At 68.9% G+C, this 23,542-nt stretch carries 13 protein-coding genes; 8 read left to right on the forward strand and 5 right to left on the reverse strand.

The window, feature by feature from the left end:
* Positions 1-79 precede the first annotated feature (79 nt).
* Positions 80-1,279, reverse strand: coding sequence for an FG-GAP-like repeat-containing protein (locus tag ACQ0O7_RS34395; RefSeq protein WP_430788531.1), 1,200 nt, complete (start codon positions 1,277-1,279; stop codon positions 80-82).
* A gap of 225 nt (positions 1,280-1,504) precedes the next feature.
* Between ACQ0O7_RS34395 and ACQ0O7_RS34400 the strand changes: the two genes are divergently transcribed.
* The 5 genes from ACQ0O7_RS34400 (at position 1,505) to ACQ0O7_RS34420 (ending at position 10,226) form a co-directional block, all read left to right on the forward strand.
* Complete coding sequence (locus ACQ0O7_RS34400) at positions 1,505-2,449, forward strand: endonuclease/exonuclease/phosphatase family protein (RefSeq protein ID WP_430788533.1); 945 nt, start codon at positions 1,505-1,507, stop codon at positions 2,447-2,449.
* A 166-nt stretch (positions 2,450-2,615) separates the two neighbouring features.
* Positions 2,616-4,439, forward strand: coding sequence for an FG-GAP-like repeat-containing protein (locus tag ACQ0O7_RS34405; RefSeq protein WP_430788535.1), 1,824 nt, complete (start codon positions 2,616-2,618; stop codon positions 4,437-4,439).
* A gap of 17 nt (positions 4,440-4,456) precedes the next feature.
* Positions 4,457-4,984: a hypothetical protein gene (locus ACQ0O7_RS34410; RefSeq protein WP_430788537.1), complete on the forward strand. Its 528-nt coding sequence runs from the start codon at positions 4,457-4,459 to the stop codon at positions 4,982-4,984.
* Between the two features lie 271 nt (positions 4,985-5,255).
* Positions 5,256-9,581 (forward strand): polymorphic toxin-type HINT domain-containing protein, encoded by a 4,326-nt coding sequence (locus ACQ0O7_RS34415; protein WP_430788539.1) that lies wholly within the window; start codon positions 5,256-5,258, stop codon positions 9,579-9,581.
* Between the two features lie 57 nt (positions 9,582-9,638).
* Positions 9,639-10,226, forward strand: coding sequence for a hypothetical protein (locus tag ACQ0O7_RS34420; RefSeq protein WP_430788541.1), 588 nt, complete (start codon positions 9,639-9,641; stop codon positions 10,224-10,226).
* Between the two features lie 59 nt (positions 10,227-10,285).
* Here ACQ0O7_RS34420 and ppc read toward each other — a convergent pair whose 3' ends face one another.
* The 4 genes from ppc to ACQ0O7_RS34440 all read right to left on the reverse strand — a co-directional run bounded on the left by ppc (position 10,286) and on the right by ACQ0O7_RS34440 (position 17,864).
* Positions 10,286-13,084, reverse strand: a complete 2,799-nt coding sequence (gene ppc, locus ACQ0O7_RS34425) for a phosphoenolpyruvate carboxylase (protein ID WP_430788543.1) — start codon at positions 13,082-13,084, stop codon at positions 10,286-10,288.
* Between the two features lie 100 nt (positions 13,085-13,184).
* A complete protein-coding gene (locus ACQ0O7_RS34430) occupies positions 13,185-14,207 on the reverse strand; it encodes a glycoside hydrolase family 6 protein (RefSeq protein ID WP_430788545.1) in 1,023 nt (340 codons plus the stop codon).
* Positions 14,208-14,211: 4 nt separating this feature from the next.
* Positions 14,212-16,161, reverse strand: a complete 1,950-nt coding sequence (locus tag ACQ0O7_RS34435; protein ID WP_430788547.1) for a galactose oxidase-like domain-containing protein — start codon at positions 16,159-16,161, stop codon at positions 14,212-14,214.
* Positions 16,158-17,864: a glycosyltransferase family 2 protein gene (locus ACQ0O7_RS34440; RefSeq protein WP_430788549.1), complete on the reverse strand. Its 1,707-nt coding sequence runs from the start codon at positions 17,862-17,864 to the stop codon at positions 16,158-16,160. The genes ACQ0O7_RS34435 and ACQ0O7_RS34440 overlap by 4 nt, the downstream gene beginning before the upstream one ends.
* Before the next feature lie 309 nt (positions 17,865-18,173).
* Here ACQ0O7_RS34440 and mfd point away from each other — a divergent pair, with 309 nt between their 5' ends.
* The 3 genes from mfd to ACQ0O7_RS34455 are packed head-to-tail and all read left to right on the forward strand — an operon-like array spanning position 18,174 to position 23,539.
* Complete coding sequence (gene mfd, locus ACQ0O7_RS34445; protein ID WP_430788551.1) at positions 18,174-21,785, forward strand: transcription-repair coupling factor; 3,612 nt, start codon at positions 18,174-18,176, stop codon at positions 21,783-21,785.
* A 45-nt stretch (positions 21,786-21,830) separates the two neighbouring features.
* Positions 21,831-22,574, forward strand: coding sequence for a hypothetical protein (locus ACQ0O7_RS34450; protein WP_430788553.1), 744 nt, complete (start codon positions 21,831-21,833; stop codon positions 22,572-22,574).
* Positions 22,571-23,539: a nucleoside triphosphate pyrophosphohydrolase gene (locus ACQ0O7_RS34455; protein ID WP_430788555.1), complete on the forward strand. Its 969-nt coding sequence runs from the start codon at positions 22,571-22,573 to the stop codon at positions 23,537-23,539. The genes ACQ0O7_RS34450 and ACQ0O7_RS34455 overlap by 4 nt, the downstream gene beginning before the upstream one ends.
* The last annotated feature ends 3 nt before the right edge of the window (positions 23,540-23,542 follow it).

The raw sequence follows: 23,542 nt of genomic DNA on the forward strand, positions 1-23,542 counted from the left end.
CCCGACCATGGAGAACGGGGGCCCGCACCGATCGGTGTGGGCCCCCGTCATTCAGAGTCTGAATAGCCAGTGGCAGCTGTCAGAAGAGTTCGCTCATGTTGGCCCACGAGGTGGCGACGGTGGTGTAGCCGGGGTTGATGCCGCCGGTGCCGTTGCCGGTGTAGAGGCGGAGGGTGCCGTCGCTGTAGCGGCCGATGATGTCGGGTTTGCCGTCGCCGTTGAAGTCGCCGGGGGAGAAGAGTTCGCTCATGTTGGTCCAGGCGGTGGCGACGGTGGTGTAGCCGGGGTTGATGCCGCCGGTGCCGTTGCCGGTGTAGAGGCGCAGGACGCCATCGGTGTAGCGGCCGATGATGTCGGGTTTGCCGTCGCCGTTGAAGTCGCCGGGGGAGAACAGTTCGCTCATGTTGGCCCACGAGGTGGCGACGGTGGTGTAGCCGCTGTTGATGCCGCCGGTGCCGTTGCCGGTGTAGAGGCGCAGGACGCCATCGGTGTAGCGGCCGATGATGTCGCTCTTGCCATCACCGTTGAAGTCGCGGACGAGGACGGGGGCGCTGTTCTGCCTGATCCATCCGGCGAGGTCGTCGACGCGGGTCTCGACGGCTCCCCGTGCGGAGGTCTCGGGCGCGTCCAGGCAGCCGTGCTGACTGGAGCTCAGGTGGATGCCGACCAACTGCACGGAGCCGTTCACCTCGCGCAGCGTGGGACCGCCCAGGTCGCCCCGGCAGGTGACGGTCGTGTCCGGGTCCGTCCCCACCACGTCGATCGTGGTGGCGCCCACCGACGTGACGGACACCGTCCCGAGGTGCTTGCGGTCCGGCACCCACATGGTGGCGGTCCGGCCGTAGCCGACCACCTGGAGGACGTCACCGGCACTCGGTGCCGCCGTTGCCAGGGCGACCGGGGTGACCTCGTTGAGCGGACTGACGGTTCGCAGCAGGGCGACATCGCGGTCCGGGTGTGGGACGACCCAGGCGACATCGACGGTACGCCCGGCGGTGACCGTGGTCGGCTGGGCCGGCGCTCCGGTCGCGGCCGGTACGCCCGCCACACTCAGACAGGCGCGTGAGGTGAGCACCCAGGACGCCGCCACCAATGCTCCGGAGCACCCATGCCCGATACCGGGGGTGCCGACGTTGACCCGTGCGGTGAAGGCGTGAACGCTCGGGTCGACGGTCTCGCCGACGACCGCGCTCACGGACCCGCCACCGGCCAGGCTCGCCGCCGCGATCGTGACGGACAGCCCCGCGGCGGTCAGCCACCGGTGTCTAGAAATGAGCATGTGGGTGCCTCTCTCCTGTGCGCAGACGGGACGGCCGGACGGACATGCCGTAGGGATGTATCGACATGTCTGATGTCCATCTGCGACGACAGAGACTACCGATCTGACTTTTGGTGCCTGCGGGGAGCCTCAGCGTAACCGTCGCTCCGTGCGGTGTGGACCGATAGGGTCTGAGCCTTGTCGATCTCAGCCGCAACCAGACGGGGGACGAACTTGCGTGTACGGATGAGGAGCATTCTGGCGGTGTTCGCCGCGATCCTGGTGGTGCCGGTGGTCGCACCGCAGCCCGCCCGGGCCGAGTCGACGGTGCGACTGACCGCCATGCACTGGAACGTCAGCGGTGGATGGAAGTATCGGACCGCCGGCGCGTCCGATCTGCTGGTCGCCAAGATCTTCGACACGATCGATGCCGTACAGCCGGACTTCGTCGCTCTCAACGAGGTCTGCCAGAGTCAGTACGCGGCCCTGACCAGCCGGCTGCAGAACGAGACCGGTTGGCCGCAGGACAAGGGCAACTTCGTCCGCTTCCAGGCCACCCGTAACGCCACGGCCAGTCCTGACAACCCCGACGTCTGCAACGGCAAGCCGGTCGGTATCGCCCTGCTCAGCCGGCAGCCGCTCGGCACGGCGAACCGCTTCAAGCTGGCGGAGCAGTCGGCGCTCGACGCGGACGAGAAACGGCACCTGCTCTGTGCGCCGACCACCACCATGCGGGTGCGGTACTGCGTCACGCACATCAGTCCCATGGAGTTCTCCAGGGTGGGTAAGGCCCAGGTCAACGAAGTGCTCGCGCACGTCGAGGACTTCGAGGCGGCAGGTGACGTCGTGCTGACGGCCGGCGACTTCAACGCCACTCCCGAATGGCCCGAACTCAACGTCTGGTACTCCCCGAAGGTCAACACTCCGGCGAACGGTGGCAACATCGGCGCGTACCGGGAGATGGACGACGCCGACCCGAGGCCGTGCCCCGGTTATGGCGAGGCCACCACTGTGGGCAACACCACCGGCGGGCCGTGCAAGACCGGCACCAAGATCGATCTGATCTTCTTCCGGGACGACCATCTCGGCGGCCAGATGTTCGGCGACTCGCTGCCGCCGAGCTACTGCGGTGGCGTGCTCTGCTCCGACCACCGCATCTTCTACGGCTGGGCCGACCTGAACATCCTCTGACCTGCCATGAAAGCCAGACTCCACACCGGAATCCGGTGTGGAGTCTCACTCTTGTAACCATAAATCTAGACATGCATCTATGCTGACGCGGCTCTATGTTGACGTTCGGTGTAGGAGGCAGTGTCAGTTGCGTTACCAGATATTCGGTCGAGGAGCAGCGGGGAGCGTGGCGGCACGGTGGCCGCGACGCGCCGGATGGGCCGGAGTGACCACGGCGGCGATCGTCCTCGGTGCCGCCGCGAGCACGCCGGCGCTCGGTGTGACCGGCGGCGCCCTCGTCGAGCAGGGCACCTACAGCTTCGTGGCACACGTCGCGGTCGGTGAGCGGGGTGTCGGCCAGGCCTGCACCGGCGCACTCGTCGACCCGCAGTGGGTGGTCACCGCGAAGGCGTGCTTCGGAGAAGCTCCGGCCGCCGGCAAGCCGGCCGTGCCCACGACGGTGACGATCGGCCGGGCCGACCTCAACGGCACGGCCGGGCAGGTCCGTACCGCGGCCCGCCTCGTCCCGCACCCCGACCGCAATGTCGTGCTGGTCAAGCTGAACCAGCCGACCACGATCGCGCCGGTCAAGGTGGGTGCCACCGCCCCGGCTGCCGGTGACGTGCTGCGCCTGGCCGGGTACGGCCGCACCGCGACCCAGTGGGTGCCGGGTGCTCTGCACTCGGCCCAGTTCGAGGTCACCGCGGTCGGTGCCGGGTTGCTCGACGTCGCCGGGGTCGTGGCGAACCAGCCCGGCATCTGCAAGGGCGACGCCGGTGGACCCGCGCTGCGGGACAACGCGGGCGCCGTCGAGCTGGTGGCGATCCACCACCTGTCCGACCAGGGCGGCTGCCTCGGCTCCACCGCCACCGAGCGGGACGCGGTCGAGACCCGTCTCGACGACATCGGGAGCTGGATCCGCACCTACGCGCCCGGCGGCCTCGCCGAGGACCACCGCGACGACGTGACCCTGGCCTACAACTACGCCACCGGGGCGCTCGGCGCGTACACCTTCGTCACCAACGCGAGAGGCAAAATGTCGGCAGTGGGTGGCTGCAACACCGCCGCCGGTCTCTACACCGCTGCCCGGAACAAGGTCCTCCGCGGTGACTTCAACGGCGACGGCATCATCGATCAGGTCGTTTTCAACGGCGGCGCCAACGGTCGCACGCTGACCCTGGACACGTTCCTGACCAAGGCGGACGGCGCCTGCCTGCCCGCGAAGCGCGCGTGGACCGGCACCGGCACCACCTTCAACTACGACCGCATGCTGATGACCAGCGGCGACTACGACGGTGACGGCCGTACCGACGTCGCCGGCTTCTTCAGCGACACCGACCTCAGTATGGGCCTGTACGTATGGACGGCCCGTGCGGACGGCACCTTCAGTGAACCGGCCCGCAAATGGTTCAACCCCGCCACCCCGTACTGGGGCGAGATCGGCCGCATGAAGGTCTTCAGCGGCGACTTCAACGGTGATGGCCGGGCCGACGTCGGCGCCATGTACGGCTTCGCCAGCGCCGCGATCGCCATCTACGGCTGGACGTCGACCGCCACCGGTGGCTTCGAGGAGGACCGGCGGATCTGGGAGGTTCCGGCCACCCCGTACTGGGGCGACCCGAACCGCCTGCGCCTCGTCGCCGGCGACTTCAACGGCGACGGCCGCGGCGACCTGGCCGGCCTCTACAACTACTCCAACGGCAGCCTGTCGCTCTTCACCTGGACCGCCAAGGCCGACGGCACCTACAACGCGCCGTTCACCTCCTGGAAGACCACCACCGCGGAATGGGGTTCCTGGGACCTGACCCGCCTCACCGCCGGCGACTTCAACGGCGACGGCCGCGACGACGTGGCGACACTGTTCGGCCGCGGCGGCAACAGCGTCATCATGCACACCCTGACCGCCGATGAGGGCGGCCGTTTCGCTGACCCCGATCTCGACGAGCCGGCCTACGACTCCACCGGGTTCGGCGCGTTCAGCAGCATCGAGCTGCCCGAAGACCGCAACTGAGAAAGGCTGAGATTCACGTGAAGAAGATCCTGCCATGGGCCGGCGCTGCCGCCGTTCTGGCCGCTGGTGTATTGACTTTCGCTCAGGCCGGTTCGGCTGCGGAGGCCACGGCTTCGCCGTTGTCGTTGGTGGAGGACTACTCGTACCCGAACGCGGCGCAGATCCTGGCCGAGCAGAACGTCAAGTTGATCTCGGGCGATGGCAACATCCTGCTTGTCGATTGCTCGACCCCAGCCGAGGGTGACATCGGCCTGCTCAAGATCTGGACGACCGACGAGACGATCGGTGCTGACGGCGTCGGCCGGGTCTGTTTCAAGATCCTTAAGGCGCCTGGTCTGCTGAACCTGGAAGTCCCGGGCGTTTATGAGATCCGTGGTGACGGACAGAGAACCGGTACCGGGCACGAGGTCACGGCCACGATCAAGCCCGAGGGGGGCACGCAGAAGGCGGTGCCGGTCGACGCTGACGGCAGCGTCCAGGTGGGTCAGGGCGCGGACCCGAACGATGTGCCGACGACTCTCTTGAAGATCGAGGCCAAGGGATAAGTGGGACGTGGAAGGGGCCGGTGACCGATCCGAACGGTTGTCGGCCCCCGTCGGTGCCTGTCGACTCTCGCTGTCGACGGGTGCCGTACCTGTACGAAGCGGTATGACCTGATTCCTGAGGAGAGGGCTGCGGCCGCCTGCCCGCGAGACAGCGGTGCGCCGGCGTTGCCGTTCCAGCCCGGCACCCTCTCGAGGAGATCGAGTGATAAAGAAATCTCATCCTGTCTTGGCGTCCGGCGGGCCATTGCACGCCGTCCGCAGAAGCCGCTCCTTGCTGGCGGCGTTCATTGTGCTCATGCTGCTGGCCGGCTTCTTGCACGGGAAACCTGTCCGTGCCGATGAAATCGAGTCGGCCACAGTCTCACGCGGCACTGTTGTCAATGCCTGGTTGAGCGGAGGTCCGCACGTCCGGGCTCTGGCCGAGGCGGCCCTGACGGGAAATGACGATCAGGTAAGTGCTTTCTTCAACGGCGGCATGGAACAGGCCACCCGAGTGGACCTGCGCGAGGCGGTAGCCGATAGCATCCTCGTCGCCGGGCCGGCGCTGAGGGCCGCTGCGGAAGCCGCGATCGCTGCCCACGATGCCGGTGACCCGGAAGCCCTGAACACTTTCCTGGCTTCCGGCCGGCAAGGGCCACAGAACATCGACGCACGCCTCCGGGTCAACCAGCTGATGGCCACTGGCGGTCCTCAGGTGCGCGAGGCGGCGCAGGCCGTACTGGACTCGGAAGATCCGCTCCTGATTGCTGACTTCGTCGAGTCGGGCTGGGAGAAGCAGTGGCAGACCGATCTGCGGCTGCGCGTCAACCAGGTGGCCGCGTCCGGTGGCGCACAGGTCAAGGCCGCTGCGCAGAAGGCGCTCGATGCCGCCACGCCCACCGCGTACGAGCAATTCCTGTCGTACGACTGGGACGTGGCGGTGGCACAGGAGCAGGAGACCGCGGCGCTGGAGGACCTGCTTTCGCTGGCGGAGGAATCGGCCGCCATCGTCGACAGGGAGACCGCGAACGCCAAGGACCAGGCCAAGCGTGGGTCCGACGCCGCCGCCGCCGCGAAGCGTTCGGCGGACGAGGCGGGTGCGGCGGCCAAGCGGGCGCAAGCCAATTCGGCGGAGGCCAAATCGCATGCGAAGCGGGCGGCCCGGGCCGCCCGCCAGGCGGCAGCGGCGGCCCAGGTGGCGCTGGATGCTGCGGCAGGCGCCTACCGGGCGTCACAGCAGGCGATCAGCGCGGCGAACCGTGCGCACTGGGCGGCGGGTAAGGCCGCTGACGCCACGTCGAAGGCCTACCGCCTGGCGAACCAGTCGTTGACCGACAGCTCCAAGGTGGATGCGGCGAAGGTCGCGGCGACCGAGGCGCTGCGAATCGCGAACTCGACCGAGGAACTCGCGCAGCGGGCGCAGCAGGCGGCGAACACCCTGGCGCTGCTGCAATCGGCCATCATCGACTTCGATGCCGCGACCTACAACGCTGAGGCAGCCGGTGCGGCCAGCGACGAGGCACAGAAGTACGCGGATCTGACAGGGGCCGCGAAGGCTGAAGCCGAGGCGGCCGCCGCCCAGGCCCGTGCCGAGGCGGCGCGAGCCAGAAGAGCCATGGCAGCGGCCAAGAAGTACATGCAGGTCGCCATCGACAACGCGGTGGCCTCCAGGAACGCTGCGCTGGAAGCGGTCGTGAACGCACGTGCCGCAGCAAAAGCCGCCGAGGACGCGGTGAAATTCTCGGGAACCGCCGCGGAAGCGGCGGTCAAGGCGACTGAGCACGCGAATGCCGCCGTCACGGCTGCCAACAAGGTCGTGGATCTCGGTAAGCGTGCGCTGGAGGTCTACAACGCGGCCCGAGAGGCGGATGCCGAACGGCTCGCCGTCGCCAAGGACGCGGCGCTGGAGACCGCGCGGGAGCTCAACCTCAAGTACGAGGCGGTCAAGAAGGTCGCCGCCTGGGATGCTCAGCAGGCTGGCAAACGGGACGCGGAGACCAACCGGCTCCTCGCTCTGGCGCAGAACCCGCAGACCGACCAGGCGGCCGCTGTCACCGCCGCGCGCACCGCGGCGATCACCATCGCGCAGGGCCCCGGAACGTGGACGCGACAGGCCGCACTCGATGCCCTGAGCGCGGACGAGAACTACGAGGTTCTGGGCTTCGCCCGCTCTCACCTGGCTGCCGCGGCGGCCCAGGACGATCGTCTCGCCGTCGCCCAGATCGCCGCGTCCGAGAACATCGCTCTGTCCAGGGCCGCCATCACTGCCTTGAACGGCACCGATGCTCAGGTCACCCAGTTTCTCAACACCCAGAACTACACGGGTCGATTCGCTCAGGATCGTCTCCAGGTCAATCAGATCCTGAGCACGGCGAAGGCGGTCGGGCGGGTCAACACCGTTCAGCGGGCGCAGGCCGCCCTCGACGCGGAGACGCTTCCCGCTCTGCGGGACTTCCTGGCAAACGGCCAGTACGTGGCGGCAGCCATCGACGACCGGCTCCAGGCCAATCAGATGATGGCGAACCCGGACGCGGGGCCGGAGATCAAAGCGGCGGCTCAGGTCGCGCTCGACGGTCCGCCGGCGCAGCTCACCCAGTTCCTCAAGGTCGGCCAGTTCCAGGCACTGGAGCGGGACCACGCCAACACCCTCCACCTCGCCAACGTCGCGGGCTTGATGGAGCGGATCAACCAGGCCGGCGCGACCGCTGTCCAGCAGGCCGAGACGGCCATGTCCGAGGCAGAGAAGGCCCGGGGCAACGCCACCGAGGCCGCTCGCCATGCCCAGTTGGCGATCACGTACGGGAAGAAGGCAAGCGACGCCGCCGTTGCGGCGGTCGGCTGGGCGAACAAGGCGGCTGCCTCGGCCGACAGCGCGGTCAAGTCGGCCAAGACCGCGCAGACCGCCGCGATGAAGGCGAATGCCTCCGCCCGTACCGCCATTCGTGCGGCAGCCTGGGCTGATGCTCTGCACGAGCAGGCGAAGACGAACGCTGCTGGAGCACGCAAGGCCTACCTACAGGCTGCCAAGGCCGCTGAGGAGGCCGGCGCAGACATCGGTGCGATCCAGGATGCCGCCGACAGCGCCAAGGCAAAGTGGCGGCAGGGGGTTTCCAAGCAAGCCGCGATTTGCTACGAGACCGAGGGCAACGAGCTCTCCAAACGGATCGACAACTGGCTCAACCAAAGAGACACCATCGCGGATAACTGTCTCAAGAACGCCATCGCCGATCCGGACGAGCTGGCGGTTCGTGCCGCGGGCAACGCCGCGCAGTGCAAGATCCTCTACCCGCAGGGTGATACCAACCGCGACTACCTCGGCTGCGTCAATTCGGTTTTCGACCCCAGCTTCGACTACATGCAGGTCCTCCAATTCGTCGGCAAGGTCTCCCTGGGGATCGGAGCGATGCTGGTACCGGGCATCGTCGTCGGAGGCGTGGGATGCCTGCTCCTGGTCGGGTGCGGAGCAGCCTTGGGCGCGCTGATCACGATCGGCGATGTCGGAACGACGCTGTACAGTCTTATCCAGGGGGACATTACGTTCGGCGAAGCCCTGAAGGAGTTGGGCGTCAACATCGTCGAGGGCCTCGTATTTTCCGGTGCGGTGAAACTGACGGCGGCAACGTTCCGTGGCCTGAAAACTGTGATCCAGGCCGAGAATTCGGCGAAGCGCGTCGTGGAACAGCTTGATCGGGCGGAGTTCATTCAGATCTCTACCGAGGTCACTATTTCGTGTCTTGGAGTGGGTCGGAACAGTTTCTCTGCGGATACCCCTGTTCTGTTGGACGGTGGCAAGCGGAAACCGATCGGACAAATTCGGATAGGGGATCGCGTGGTAGCCACGGATCCCGTGTTCGGCTTCACGGCGGCGAAGCCGGTCACCAACCTGATCGCCAGCACCGATACGGATCTGACCGACCTGACGATTCGGCAATCAGACGGTTCCACCACGGTGCTGCACACCACGGCACATCACCCGTTCTGGAGTCCGTCCACTCGCAGCTGGGTCAACGCGGGAGATCTCGCTGCCAACGCCGAGCTGGCCACGTCGGGAGGTGGCCGCGCGACGGTGTCCGCGGTGAATGTCTTTACAAGCCGTCAGACCATGTATAACTTCACGGTTGCGGACCTGCACACCTACTATGTGCTGTCCGGGAACGAATGGATTCTGGTTCACAACGCGCCGAAATGCGGACGGGTGGCACCTTCGCATGCCTATCGAGGCGGCGTTTACAAGGAACTCAAGGTTCCCGATCCGGCAAATCCCGGAAATTTGATTGTGGTTCCCGGCGGGGAAGTGAACCACATGCCCCCGAAAGATTCGTTGATGAAGGCGTTCGGCCTGACCGAATCTCAGGCGGTCGAGAACGGTATCGCCATTGAGATGGATGAGGCTGACCATTACCTGACGATTACGTGGGGAAGTCGGACTGCGAGCAAATACTGGCGCGAGCGTCAGGTCGAACTTATAAAAAGTGGAAGGTTCGATCTTGCGCTACGGATCGACGTCTTCTTCATCAAACAGCAGTGGCCAGGAAAGTACGACGCTGCCATCGACCAGATGCTGAATGAAGGTGTCCCGAAGTTCGTAGATTACCTGAAGAAGTTGGGCAAATTGTGATCATGAATCGGATGGGCGGTGACTGCATGTGGGAAGGTTGATGTCACAATGAATGGCATGGAGATCCTGCCCGGTGTGGGTGTAGCGATGGTGAAGGTTGGGGAGGCACGCGAGGTCGTCGAAGGTCGACTTGGAGCACCCGAGCCTTCCGGCGCTCGGGACCGAGCGTTGTACCTGGGTGACCAGTGGTTGGTTGTCAGCTACACCAGTGACGGCTTAGTCGAGATCGTCGAGATCCCGCTTGCCGGAAGCGGGGCGGCGGATGTCTTCCTCGACGGTGTGAGATTCACCCACCGTTTCATGGGTGAACTGGTGGCGGACCTAGCGGCCAAGGGTTATCGCTACGAGCCCGATGACATCGGTTACCGCTTCGAGGTGGGATTTGCTCTCTTCTCCATGGGATCGCGCTCGGCGAAGGACCTTGACCCGAGTGCGCCCGAGGATGACCCGCGGATCGTCTGTGAGGGTATCTCCATCGCCCCATACGACTACTTCGTGGACCCGTCCGAGGAGGATGTGGAGGCCTATACCCGAGAGATGGAGGCCGCGATGGACGCCGACGACAGTTGGATGCCAGAGAGTCTGCGAAACTTGATCCGGGATACCGAGCAGCAACTGGCCGAGAAGCCAGACTCCACCTCTTGATGGCGTTGGCCCCGCACCGACATTCGGTGCGGGGCCAACACATATTCGCGTGGAAGAGATCAGCCGGTGTTGCGCATGCCGGCGGCGATGCCGTTGACCGTGGTCAGGAGGGCTCGTTCGAGGGCCGTCGAGTCGGACGGGCCGCGGCGGGCGCCGGGGGCCGTGGGCAGCTGGCGGCCGGCCTCGCCCAGGTCGCGGTACTGGCGGAGCAGGGCCACCTGGAGGTGGTGCAGCGGCTCCAGGTAGGTGTCGCGGACGCCCAGGGTGCGGGAGAGTTCCGGCTGGGAGGCGAGCAGCTCGGTGCCGCCGGTGATCGCCGTGACCTCCTGGACGGTCAGCTCGTACTCCTGCTCGATCCTGGTGAAGATCGGGCGCAGGTTCTCCGGGACCAGGGTCTCCACGTAGCGCCGGGCGATCGACAGATCGGTCTTGGCGAGCATCATCTCCACGTTGGACAGGAACGTGCGGAAGAACTGCCAGTTCTCGTGCATGGCGTCTAGTTCGGCGCCGAGGCCGGCCTCCCGGACGGCGGCCAGGCCGGATCCGACGCCGAACCAGCCGGGGACGATCTGCCGGGTCTGGGTCCAGCCGAACACCCACGGGATGGCGCGCAGACCGCCGAGGCCGGCGTCCGCGTTGGGGCGTTTGGCCGGGCGGGAGCCGATGTTGAGGGCGCCGAGCAGCTCGGTGGGGGTGGCGGCCCAGAAGTAGGCGGCCAGGTCCGGGTCCTCGACGAGGGTGCGGTACCTGGTGAACGCCGCGTCGGAGGCGGTGTCCATCACCGAGTCCCACACCTTGAGGCGTTCGGGGTCGACCGAGATGCTGGTGTGCAGCAGGGTGGCGGACAGCACCGCGGCGACGGTGAGTTCCAGGTTCTCCCGGGCCAGGGAGGGCACCGTGTACTTGTCGGAGATGACCTCGCCCTGCTCGGTCACCTTGATCGCGCCGTCGAGCGTGCCGTACGGCTGGGCCAGGATCGCCTCGTGGGTGGGGCCGCCACCGCGGCCGACGGTGCCACCGCGGCCGTGGAAGAGCTGGAGCCGCACCCCGTGCCGGGCGGCCACGTCACGCAGCGAGCGCTGCGCCTTGTGGATGCGCCACTGGCTGGTGGTGATGCCGGCCTCCTTGTTGGAGTCCGAGTAGCCGAGCATGACCTCCTGGATGTCGCCGCGGGCGCGGACGATCTCCCGGTAGGCGGGCAGCGACAGCATCTCGTCGAGCAGGTCGCCGCCGGCGTCGAGTTCGGCGGGGGTCTCCAGCAGCGGCACGATGTTGATCTGGGCGCGCCCGGTGTGCACGTCGACCAGGCCGGCCTCGCGGGCCAGCACGGCGGCGGCGAGCACGTCGTCGACGCCGAGGGTCATCGAGATGATGTACGACTCGACGACGTCGGCACCGAACCGGGCCTGGGCCTCACGGATGGTGTGGAACACGTCGAAGGTCTTGCGGGCCGCGTCGGTGAGCGGGGTGTCCTTGTTGGACAGCGGGCGCCGCCCGGTCAGTTCGGCGGCGAGCAGCTTGGTGCGGTCCGAGCGGTCCAGGGTGGCGTAGTCGTCGACCTCGCCGACCTGCGCGTACATCTGCTGGAGCACCTCGTGGTGCTTCTCGGCGTGTTCGCGCACGTCGAGGGTGGCCAGCTGCAGGCCGAACGCGGAGGCCTTGCGGATCGCGGTGGCGACCACACCGACGGCGGGCAGTTGACCGGAGTTGCGGGCCAGCGAGGCGCGCATCAGCTCCAGGTCGGAGATCAGCTCGTCGGAGCCGAGGTAGTCGCGGCCGGGCACGTGCGGGGTGCCGTTGATCAGCCGGGCCCGGGTGTTGGCCAGCTTGGCCTTGATCGCCCGGACCTTCAGACGGTACGGCTCCTCGGCGTTGACCCGGCGGAAACGCTGCTGCACCTCGGGCAGGCTGTCCAGGTCCTGGGCGAGGCTGGCGGACAGGTCGAGGGAGACGCCGCGCAGCCGCCGGGAGACGGACAGCTCGTCGATCAGCTTGTCCATCGCCTTCTCGGTGGCCTGGATGCCGTGCTCATGTTGGATGAGCAGCACTTCGCGGGTGACCGCCGGGGTGACGAACGGGTTGCCGTCCCGGTCGCCGCCGATCCACGAGCCGAAGGTGAGCGGCCGGGAGGTGGGCGCGGTCTCCACGCCGAGCCGGCGCAGGGTCTCGGCCAGGTCGTCGAGCACCTGCGGGGCGGCGTCGGCGTACAGGTCTTTCAGGTAGTAGACCGCGTTGCGCGCCTCGTCGGTCGGGTCCGGCCGGTCCAGGCGCAGCTCGTCGGTCTGCCAGAGCAGGTCGATCAGCTCGGCGAACCGCTTGGTGGAGACGGTGGTGTCGGTGTCGCCGAACAGCGCGGCGGCGGCCGACTCGGCGTCCAGCGAGTCGGCGACCTGACGCAGTTTGGACAGGATCGAGCGCCGGGACGCCTCGGTGGGGTGCGCGGTGAAGACCGGGCGGACCGAGAGGCGGCGGGCGGCGGCGGCGATCTCGTCGGCCGGCACCCCCTTCTCGGCGATCCGCTTGGCCGCCTGGTCCAGCCAGCCACCGTCCCGGGCGCGGCGGCGCCGCAGGTCCCGGGACCGGTGCACCTGCTCGGTGATGTTGGCCAGGTGGAAGTAGGTGGAGAAGGCGCGGGCCAGCTTGGTGCCGGTGGTGATGTCCATCGCGGCGAGCCGGTCGGCGGCGGCCGGGGCGTCCTGTCGGACCAGGGCACGGATCTCCTCGACCAGGTCGAGCAGCGGGCGGCCCTCCTGGCGGGCCAGGGTCTGCCCGAGCAGCGTGCCGATCCGGCGGATGTCGGCGCGAAGAGCGGCGTCGGGACCGTCCGGCTCGTCGAGTTGGACAGGCAGCTCTGTCATCGGGGCGCTCCTTCACTCGGATGGCTCCAGGACGGCGCTGTCCCGACTTCGCCGATGTTATCGGCGTACCCCGGTCAGGGGGTGAATTGAGTCAAGAGTCTCATGAGCCGGTCAGTGCGCGTGCATAGCCCGGGTACCACTCGCCGGCCGGTGGGGCGCCTCTGCCGCAGGCCCCGTCGGACTCGCCGGGACGTTTCACCCAGAGGTACGCGTCGGCCAGCCGGTGCCCGGTGCGCATGGTCGGCACCGGCCCGAGCCGCCGGCCGGGCGGGTTGCACCAGCGCCGGTCACCCTTGGCGTGGCGGGCCGGCCCGCTGCCGTTACGGCTGGTGTCGATCACGAAGTGCCGGCCGGCCAGGAGGCGGGACAGTTCGGTCCCGTACCGCAGGTTGGCGGTGGTGGTCTCGAAGTTGGCGACGTTGAGCGCGAACCCGCGGGCCCGGGTGACTCCGGCGCGCCGCAGGGCCGGCGCGACCCGGGCCGGGGTGTGCCAGCCGGGGTGCCCGGCGTCCAGGTAGACGGCCACGCCCGGGTGTGCCCGCAGGGTGTCGACGGCCTGTCCGAGCAGGGCGAGCCGGTCGGCGGCGGCCTTCGGGGAGAGGCAGCCGCGGACCGCGTGGGCGACCGCGTCCGGTTCCAGGACCACCAGGGCCCGCTGTCCGCGCAGCGCCCCGGCGATGGAGGAGATCCAGTTCCGGTACGCCTGGGCGGTGCGCGCCCCACCCGCGGAGTAGCCCCGGCAGTCGCGTCCGGGGATGAAGTAGAGCGCGAGCACGGGCAGCCGGCCGGACCGGTTGGCCGCGGTGACGACGGCGCGGGCCCGGTCGGCGAACCCGGCCCGCGCGTCGGTGAACCAGATCGCGGCCGGCTGGTCGGCGATCCGCCGGATGACCGCGGCCTCGGCGTGCCGCCCGGAGCGTTGCAGGTTGCGCAGGTAGCGCGGGGCGAGCCCGCCCGGGTCGAGGTAGAGGCCGGGGAGGGCCTCGGTGTCGACCGGGGTCCGCACCGGGGCGGGCTCGGCCGGTCCGCGCAGCGTCACCGCGCCGATGCTGACTCCGAGCAGCGCGGCCATCAGCAGCGCCCGGCGGCGCCGCCGGCCGCCGGGGTAGCGGTGCCGGCCCATCGGGTCAGCGCACCTGAACCCAGCGGGCCACCGACGGGATCCCCTTGTCGTCCACAAGGAACAGCATGTACCACCCGGATGGGACGAGTCCTGCCTTTTCCGGCACAGTCACCGTCACGCCGTTCGCGGTCCGCTTCAGGTCGAGCGCCACCGAACGCTGATCAACATCGGTCACGTGGGTGACGGCACTGGGGCGTACCAGACGGGCCGTGGCGATTCGGGCGGCGTCCGGCGTACCGAAATCGGCTCGTCCGCCACGGGCGACCGCGACCGGTCCGCCGGTGATCTCCGGACGCTCACCGCGGAAGAGATAGGGCGGGCTGTAGATCTCGATGCGCTGCTCGAAGGTCCCGGCGTTCTTCCCGGTCTTGTCGTAGAGCGGGTCGCCGCCCATGGTGATCACCCGGCCGTCCGGCAGCAGGATCGCCTCGGAGTGGTAGTTGCGGCCGATGGTGGAGTCGGCTGCGGTCGCGAAGGCGTTCCGGCCCGGGTGGTAGATCTGCGCGTTGAACAGATCGCTGCGCTGCCGGCCCTGGTAGACGCCGCCCCGGTAGCCGGAGGAGCCGCCGGTGGTGAACACCGTGTCGTCCGGCAGCACCACCGCGGACAGGTAGCGGGCCGGCTTCGGCAGATCCGGCCCGGGGGAGTAGCGCGGGTTCCGGACGTCCAGGTCGGCGATGTCGGTGCGCGCCGTCGACTGCTCCGACTCGCCCACCCCGCCCCCGCCGAGGATCATCACCTTCTGGTCCTGGGCCGGCGGCAGCAGCACCGACGAACTGGTCTCGTTCATCTGGGCGTCACGCAGGCCGGGCACCACCTTGAAGGTGTTGCGCTCGACGTTCCAGAGCCCGGGGGTACGCCCCTCGGTGTCCGACCCGTAGCCGGAGTTGGAACCCGAGTAGAAGATCCGCCCGTCGGCCATCATGTGCAGCCCCGGATAGGTGGGGAAGTAGCGCTTGAGCTCGGGCGCGGCCACCCAGCGGCGTTCGGCGGTCAGGTACCGCTCGTTGCGGCCGGGCAGGATCCGGCCGAACTCGTCCAGCCCGGAGACCGCGATCACGTCACCGCGGGTGGTCTCGATCAGGGTCGGGTACCAGCGGTGGTCGGTCATGTCCCCGGTCCGGACATAACGCTCGGTCAGCGGGTCGAACTCGTACGACGTCTTGTCCCCGCCGTACTCCTGTTTCTCCCGGGTGATCTTCTCGGCGATGCCGTAGAGGTTGCGGGCGTCGAGGCCGGTCAGGCCCGCGACGGAGTACTGCGCCGGCGCCGGGACCACCGGCCTGTCGCCCTCGGCCACCGCGTCGACCCAGACCTCGGCCTCGCCGGCGTGCACCGTGATCCGGCCGCCGTGGGTCATCTTGTGCGCGGCCGGGACGGTCACCTTCGCCCTGGTCCGGTACTTCTCCCCGGACGCCGACACCAGTGTGGTGCCCTTCGGGAACTCCCGCGGCCCGTGGTCCGGCGACTCGTTCTTGATCTTCATGACCCCGGCCGCGTGCTCCACCTCCGCTTCGAGCACCTCGTACGACTTGGTCCCCCCGGCCACCAGCAGGTTCCCGTTCGGCAGGAAGGTGTGGCCGGCGCAGAACACGTCGGTGGGCGTCTCCACGTCGGTGAACTCGTCGGTGCGCGGGTCGTACAGCACGGTCCGGAACGACTTGGCCTCGAACGCGTCCTTGTTGTTCCCGCTGCCCGCGATGATCAGCACCTTGCCGGTGTGCAGCAGCGCCGCGTGGATCGCGTTCACCTTGAAGTCGCGCGGCACCGGCAGCCGCGACCAGAGCCCGTGCGTCTCCTTGTAGGACTGACGATTGATCTGGTACGTGTGCAGCGCCTCGCCGGCCACCGCGACCATCGGGCGGTTCGCCACCGCCGTGACACCCAGCACCACCACCGTGGCCAGACCGCTCGTCAGGCGACGGGCGAGAGAGGGACGGGAGTGCGGCTTCATGCGGTCGGCTCCTTACGCTTGCTGATCAGCCACAGCGCCACCGGAGTGAGGCAGATGGCCAGGTTGAGGGCGGGCCAGGCGTACATGGCCGGGTCGACGTGGTCGATGAACGGCGCGACGATCAAAAGTGCGGCGTAGAGCGCAGCCCAGCGCAGCCCGGCCGCGAAGGTGGCGAACCGGTCCGGACTGGTCGAGTCGCCCTTTGGGGTGACCACGAAACCGGCGGTCCGGCGCAGTACCGCGGACACGAACGACGAGACGTAGACCGGGGTGCACAGGGTGGACGCGAGCATCCCGGCCAGCCCGGACGAGCCGGACTTCTCGTGCGGGCTGACGTTGTGCCGGCGGTTGAACAGGTAGAGGCCGACCTGGAAGAGCGCGGCGTCCACATAGAGCATCAACCAGACCTCACCCGGCACCTGTACGCCCTTGGCGCCGAGCAGCAGGAAGCAGGCCGCGTTGACCGCGCCGAGCATCCAGGCCGCCGCGGTCAGCGGGTAGTACGACATCAGCAGCGCGTAGTGCAGCGCCCGGGCCGGGCCGAGCCGCCAGGCCATCGCCAGGAACTTCGTCACCACCACCTCGTCGGTGCCGCGTGACCAGCGGTGCTGCTGGCTGAAGAAGTCGGTCCAGGACGACGGGCCCTCGCCGACGGCCAGCACGTCCGGGGTGTAGACCGAGGTCCAGCGCTTCCCGGTGACCGGGTTGCGGGTGGCGTGCACCTCCAGGCTGGTGGCCATGTCCTCGGTGATCGAGTCCTGGAGGCCGCCGATCTGCTCCAGCGCGGTGATGCGTACCGCGTTGTTGGTGCCGACCAGCATGGCGATGCCACGCCGGTTGCCGGCCCGCTGGAGCAGCGAGTGGAACAGGTACTGCTGGGACTCGGCCCAGCGGGTGACCCGGTTGTCGTAGTTGCCGTAGATCTGCGGCCCGACCACGAACGCCACGTCCGGGTCCCGGAAGTAGCCGATCAGCCGTTCGCAGAAGTTGGGCGCCGGGACGTGGTCCGGGTCGACCGAGACGAACACGTCGTACTCGGCGCCGTGCGCGGTCAGCCACGAGTTGTAGTTGCCGTGTTTGGTCTTCGCCTTGTACCGGCCGCTCGCGGTGTTGAACTCGGCGACGCCCCGACGGGAGAAGTGCCGCACCCCGAGGCGGCGGCACATCAGCTTCACCACCGGGTCGTCGCCCTCGTCGAGCAGCCACACCTCGTAGTGCCCGTCGTAGCGGACCTTGCGGGCCGCCCGGAGGGTGCGCTCGACCATCTCCACCGGTTCCTTGCCGGGCACGATGGTGGTGAGGAACGCGACACGCAGGCCGGTGTCCGGGACGACCGGCTGAGGATCCCGGGCCCAGAGCGTTGCCAGACACAGGGTCACGACGTTGACCAACCGGAACAGCTCGATCGCCGCGGTCGCCACGATCATGAACCCGGTGGCCAGGTACAGGATCGTGTGCAGGTCGTGGTCCGGCATCTCGATCGAGGTGATCAGCCACCCGAAGAAGGTGCTCTCGAACGCGAAGGCGAACAGTGTGATCAATATCGTCCGAATCGGACGGCGCCGGGCCATCCGTCGCATCCGCACCCGGTACGGCTCACCCTCCGGCGGCGCCTCCTCGGCGGGCCCGGCCAGGACGCTGTAGGCGCTGTACGCCGACTGTCGTGGCAGCAGGTGGGTGCTGTTGGGCTCGTCGCTCGGCATCGGTGTCCGCCCGACCGGCGGCCGTTGTTCCGGAACGACGGGTGTGACGGGAACAGGCTGCGTGGCCCCGGATTCCGGGGTGTGCAGGATGCTCATTTAGCACAAATCGGTAGAAACAGCACGTCGCCTCCCCAAATCACGTGCAACGTCCGGGCACTCTTCCATGCGGAGCGGGGCCACATGTCGGACATGCTGTGCGATAAGCCGCGCGATACCGGTTCTGTCGGGGTGTCGGACTAAGCTGGGGAGCACACCCCCGCCCTTTTCGGATCCGGGGTCGTTCGTCGTGCCCTCGGGGGGTCGCTCGTCATGCAACTGTCCGGTCTGATTCCCGCCGCGCTCCGCGACCGCGGTCTCGCGCGCGCCCGCGACCTCGCCGCCAAGGGCTTCGTCGACTCCGACGCGCTCGACCTCACCGCGCCGGTCTCGCTGCGGCCGTTCGTGGTGGCCACCGTGGCCGGCCGGGCCGACGTCGGCGGCGCCGGCCGCCCGGTCCTCGCGGTCACCGCCACCTCGCGCGAGGCCGACGACCTGGCCGACGCCCTCGGCTGCCTGATCGACCCCGGGCTGGTCGCCGTCTACCCGTCCTGGGAGACGCTGCCGCACGAGCGCCTGTCACCCCGCTCCGACACGGTCGGCCGCCGGCTGGCCGTGCTGCGCCGGCTCGCCCACCCCGGCGACCAGCCGCTGCGGGTCGTCGTCGCGCCGGTCCGCTCGCTGCTCCAGCCGCAGCTCAAGGGCCTCGGCGATCTGGAGCCGGTGGAGCTGGTCACCGGGCGTGGAGCCGAGCTGGAGACGGTGGCCCGGCGGCTGTCCGACATGGCGTACGCCCGGGTCGACCTGGTCACCAAACGCGGCGAGTTCGCGGTCCGCGGCGGCATCCTGGACGTCTTCCCGCCCACCGACGAGCATCCGTCCCGTGTGGAGTTCTGGGGTGACGAGGTGGAGGAGATCCGCACCTTCGCCGTCGCCGACCAGCGCACCATCGACCAGGTCACCCGTCTGTGGGCGCCGCCCTGCCGGGAGCTGCTGCTCACCCCCGAGGTCCGGGCCAGGGCCGCCGAGCTGGCCGCGCGGCATCCCGAGCTGGCCGAGATCCTCGACAAACTGGCCGAGGGCATCCCGGTCGAGGGCATGGAGTCACTGGCCCCGGCGCTGCTCAGCGGCACCGACAGCATGGAGCTGCTGATCGACTGCATGCCGGCCGGCACCCATGTGCTGCTCTGCGACCCGGAGCGGATCCGGACCCGGGCGCACGACCTCACCCGTACCTCGGACGAATTCCTGGAAGCCTCCTGGGCGGCGGCCGCGGCCGGCGGCCAGGCGCCGATCGACGTGGGCGCGGTCGCCTTCAAAACCCTCGCCGAGGTCCGTGCCCAGGCGACCGTTCGCAGCCAGCCCTGGTGGACGGTTTCGCCGTTCGGGCTGGCCGTCTCCCCGGAGGAACCGCTTCCCTGGGAGGACGAGGTGAAGGTGGACGTCGCGCCCGATCTCGGTGACGCGATCGCGCTGGCCGCCCAGCCGGTCCCGCTCTACCACGGGGAGACCGCCCGGCTGGCCGGTGACCTGGCCGGCTGGGCCGCGCAGGGCTGGGCGATCGCGCTGGTCTTCGAGGGCAAGGGCACCGCACAGCGGGCCGCCGAGCTGCTGCGCGACGCCGGCCTCGGGGTCACCACCGTCGACAGCATCGAGCAGCCGATCCAGGACGGCCAGCTGCTGATCACCTGCGGCGGGCTGAACCACGGCTTCATCGACGAGGCGTCCCGTCTCGCGGTGATCACCGGTAACGACATCTCCGGCGGCCGGGGCGCGTCCACCAAGGACATGCGCAAGATGCCGGCCCGCCGGCGCAACACCATCGACCCGCTGGAGCTCAAGACCGGCGACTTCGTGGTGCACGAGCAGCACGGCATCGGCCGCTACATCGAGCTGGTGCAGCGCAAGGTCAACGGCGCCGACCGGGAATACCTGGTGATCGAGTACGCCGCGTCCAAGCGCGGCCAGCCCGGCGACCGGCTGTTCGTCCCCACCGACCAGCTCGACCAGCTGTCCCGCTACGTCGGCGGCGAGGCGCCCACCCTGCACAAGATGGGCGGCGCCGACTGGCAGAAGAGCAAGGCCCGGGCCAAGAAGGCGGTCAAGGAGATCGCCGCCCAGCTGATCCAGCTGTACGCCGCGCGCCAGGCCTCCTCGGGCCACGCGTTCGGGCCGGACACCCCGTGGCAGCGGGAGCTGGAGGACGCCTTCCCGTACACCGAGACCCCCGACCAGATGGCCGCGATCATCGAGGTCAAACACGACATGGAGTTGCAGGTCCCGATGGACCGACTGATCTGCGGCGACGTCGGTTACGGCAAGACCGAGATCGCCGTACGGGCGGCGTTCAAGGCGGTGCAGGACGGCAAGCAGGTGGCCGTGCTGGTGCCCACCACACTGCTCGCCCAGCAGCACTTCAACACGTTCACCGAGCGGATGAGCCAGTTCCCGGTGCAGATCAGGCAGCTGTCGAGGTTCCAGACGCCGAAGGAGACCACGCTCACCCTGGAGGGCGCCGGCAACGGCACCGTCGACATCGTGATCGGCACCCACCGGCTGCTCGCCAAGTCCACCCGTTTCAAGAACCTCGGCCTGATCATCGTGGACGAGGAGCAGCGCTTCGGCGTGGAGCACAAAGAGCAGCTCAAGGCCCTGCGCGCCTCGGTCGACGTGCTGACCATGTCGGCCACCCCGATCCCGCGGACCCTGGAGATGGCGATCACCGGCATCCGGGAGATGTCCACCATCGCCACCCCGCCGGAGGAGCGGCACCCGGTGCTGACCTATGTCGGGGCGTACGACGAGAAGCAGGTCTCCGCCGCCATCCACCGCGAGCTGCTCCGTGACGGCCAGGTGTTCTTCCTGCACAACCGGGTCGAGTCGATCGACCGGACGGCCGCCAAGATCCGCGAGCTGGTGCCCGAGGCCCGGGTCGCCGTCGCGCACGGCCAGATGAGCGAGGAGCAGCTGGAGAAGGTGATGGTCGGGTTCTGGGAGAAGGAGTTCGACGTCCTGGTCTGCACCACGATCGTCGAGTCCGGCATCGACATCCCGAACGCCAACACCCTGATCCTGGACCGCGCCGACCTGCTCGGCCTGGCCCAGCTGCACCAGATCCGCGGCCGGGTCGGGCGAGGGCGCGAGCGGGCGTACGCGTACTTCCTCTACCCCCGCGAGAAGCCCCTCACCGAGCACGCCCACGAGCGGCTCGCCACCATCGCCCAGCACACCGAACTCGGCGCCGGCATGTACGTGGCGATGAAGGACCTGGAGATCCGCGGCGCCGGCAACCTGCTCGGCGGCGAGCAGTCCGGCCACATCGAGGGCGTCGGCTTCGACCTCTACGTGCGGATGGTCGGCGAGGCGGTGGCCCAGTTCAAGGGCGAGCGGCAGGAGGAGGAGCCGGAGGTCAAGATCGACCTGCCGATCGACGCGCACCTGCCCACCGACTACATCGCCGTCGAACGGCTGCGCCTGGAGGTCTACCGCAAACTCGCCGAGGCCCGCGACGGCGCCCGCCTCGACGAGGTGGTGGCCGAGATGACCGACCGGTACGGCAAGCCGCCGGCCCCGGTGGAGAACCTGATCGCGGTCGCCCGGTTCCGGCTGCTGGCCCGGGCGTACGGCCTCACCGACGTCTCCCTGCAGGGCAAACACCTGCGCTTCTCGCCGCTGTCACTGCTCGACTCCAAGCAGATGCGGCTCAAGCGCTACCACCCCGACTCGGTCTACAAGCCCGGCACCGACCAGGTCAGCGTGCCCCGCCCCAGCACTCGCCGGATCGGCGGCGAACTCCTCCGCGACCAGGCCCTGCTCCAATGGTGCGGCCAGCTGCTGAAGGACGTGCTCGGCGAGGTCCCGGCACCGGCCACGGCGACGCGCTGAGGCCGGGGCGACGCAGATCACAGCGGACGTGAGAGAGTGTTGACCATGCAGCGTGCCCGGAGAATCGTATCCACTGCCGTCGTTGCCTGTTTCGCCGTCGCCGGACTGGGGGCCTGCGGTTTCCAGCCGGAGATCGCCGCCCGGGTCGGGAGCGGCACGACGATCAGCGAGGACCGGGTCCAGAAGATCTGGGACGGGACCCACAAGACGCTGAGCAACCGGGAGCCGGCCCCCGGAGCGTCGGCCGGGCCGGTGCGCGTGCCGTACACCCGCGGTGATCTGGTCCGGGCCATCGTCAGCCGCGACCTCTACGGCCGGCTGGCCGAGCAGAAGAACGTGCCACTGCCCACCGGCCTGCCGTACGACGAGGCAGGCGCCCAGTTCGGCCTGCCCGGCAACGACACGTTCGTCCGGCTATACACCGAGAACGCGGTCCTGCAGAACCAGCTCACCAAGGCGGTCACCAACCCGGCCCCGCCGTCCGAGGCCGAGATGCGCGACGTCTTCGACCGGATCAGCGACAACGGTGGGGTCCAGCCCGGCACCGACTTCACCGCGTTCGCCTCGATGCTCACCCCCGAGGACCAGACCGCGCTGTCCGCCGCCCTGTCCGTCCGCAAAGACCTGCTCGCCCTCGCCGACCAGCTCGACGTCGAGGTGAGCCCGCGCTACCAGCCGTTCGAACTCGGGCTGCTCGGCGTGACCAACCAGAGCACCGGACAGTCGTACTCGGTGGTCGCCGCCGCCCTCGGCGAAGACCTGCGGGTCCCGGTGGAGGACGTTTCTTGAGCACTGTCACCACCCGGATCGTCCTGCTGGTCACCTCACCCCGGCTGCCGGCCGGGCTGCTCACCGCCGAGGCCTGGGACGCCGTACGCACGCATCCGGTCTTCGCCGGTGCGGAGAGCGCCCAGGCCGACGCGCTACGGGCCAACGGGGTGCCGGTGACCGTCCTGGACACCGACGCCCAGGGCCTGCTGGACGCGATCGCCGGGCTGCCCGCCGCGATCTGGCTGGCCGGGCCGGCCGGCGACCAGCCGTTCGCCCGCCAGCTGGGGCTGCGCCTGGCCCGGGAGCCCGGACTGGCCGAACTGGAGCTGATGTACGGCTCCTGGGACCCGCCCGGCGCCCGCCTCCTCGACGCGGTGACCGTGATGGACCGGCTGGCGTCACCCGGCGGCGACCCGTGGAAACGCGCGCAGACCCACCGGACGCTCGCGCCCTACCTGCTGGAGGAGAGCTACGAGGCGTACGACGCGATCGTCGGCGACGACCTCGGGGCGCTGCGCGAGGAACTCGGCGACGTCCTGCTCCAGGTGATCCTGCACGCCCGGCTCGCCGAGGACCGCGACGAGAGCGACCGGTGGACCATCGACGACGTGGCCGGTGACCTGGTCGACAAGATGATCCGGCGCAACCCGCACGTCTTCACCGACCAGCGGACCGAGGACATCGAGGAGATCACCGCCAACTGGGAGCGGATCAAACGCGAGGAGAAGGCCCGCGACTCGGTGCTCGACGGGATCGCGCTCAGCCAGCCCGCGCTCGCCCTGGCCGCCAAGATCCTGCACCGGGTGGAGCGGGGCGCGCTCGACGTCCCGCTGCCGGCCGCCGACGGCCTCGGCACCGTGCTGCTGGGCGTGGTCGCCGAGGCCCGGGCCGCCGGACTCGACCCGGAGGCCGAGCTGCGCGCCGCCACCCTGAGTTTCGCCGACGCGGTGCGTGCGGCGGAAAATGTCAGATCACCCGAGTAACTT

The sequence above is a fragment of the Actinoplanes sp. G11-F43 genome, from assembly GCF_050589265.1.
Classification (GTDB): domain Bacteria; phylum Actinomycetota; class Actinomycetes; order Mycobacteriales; family Micromonosporaceae; genus Actinoplanes.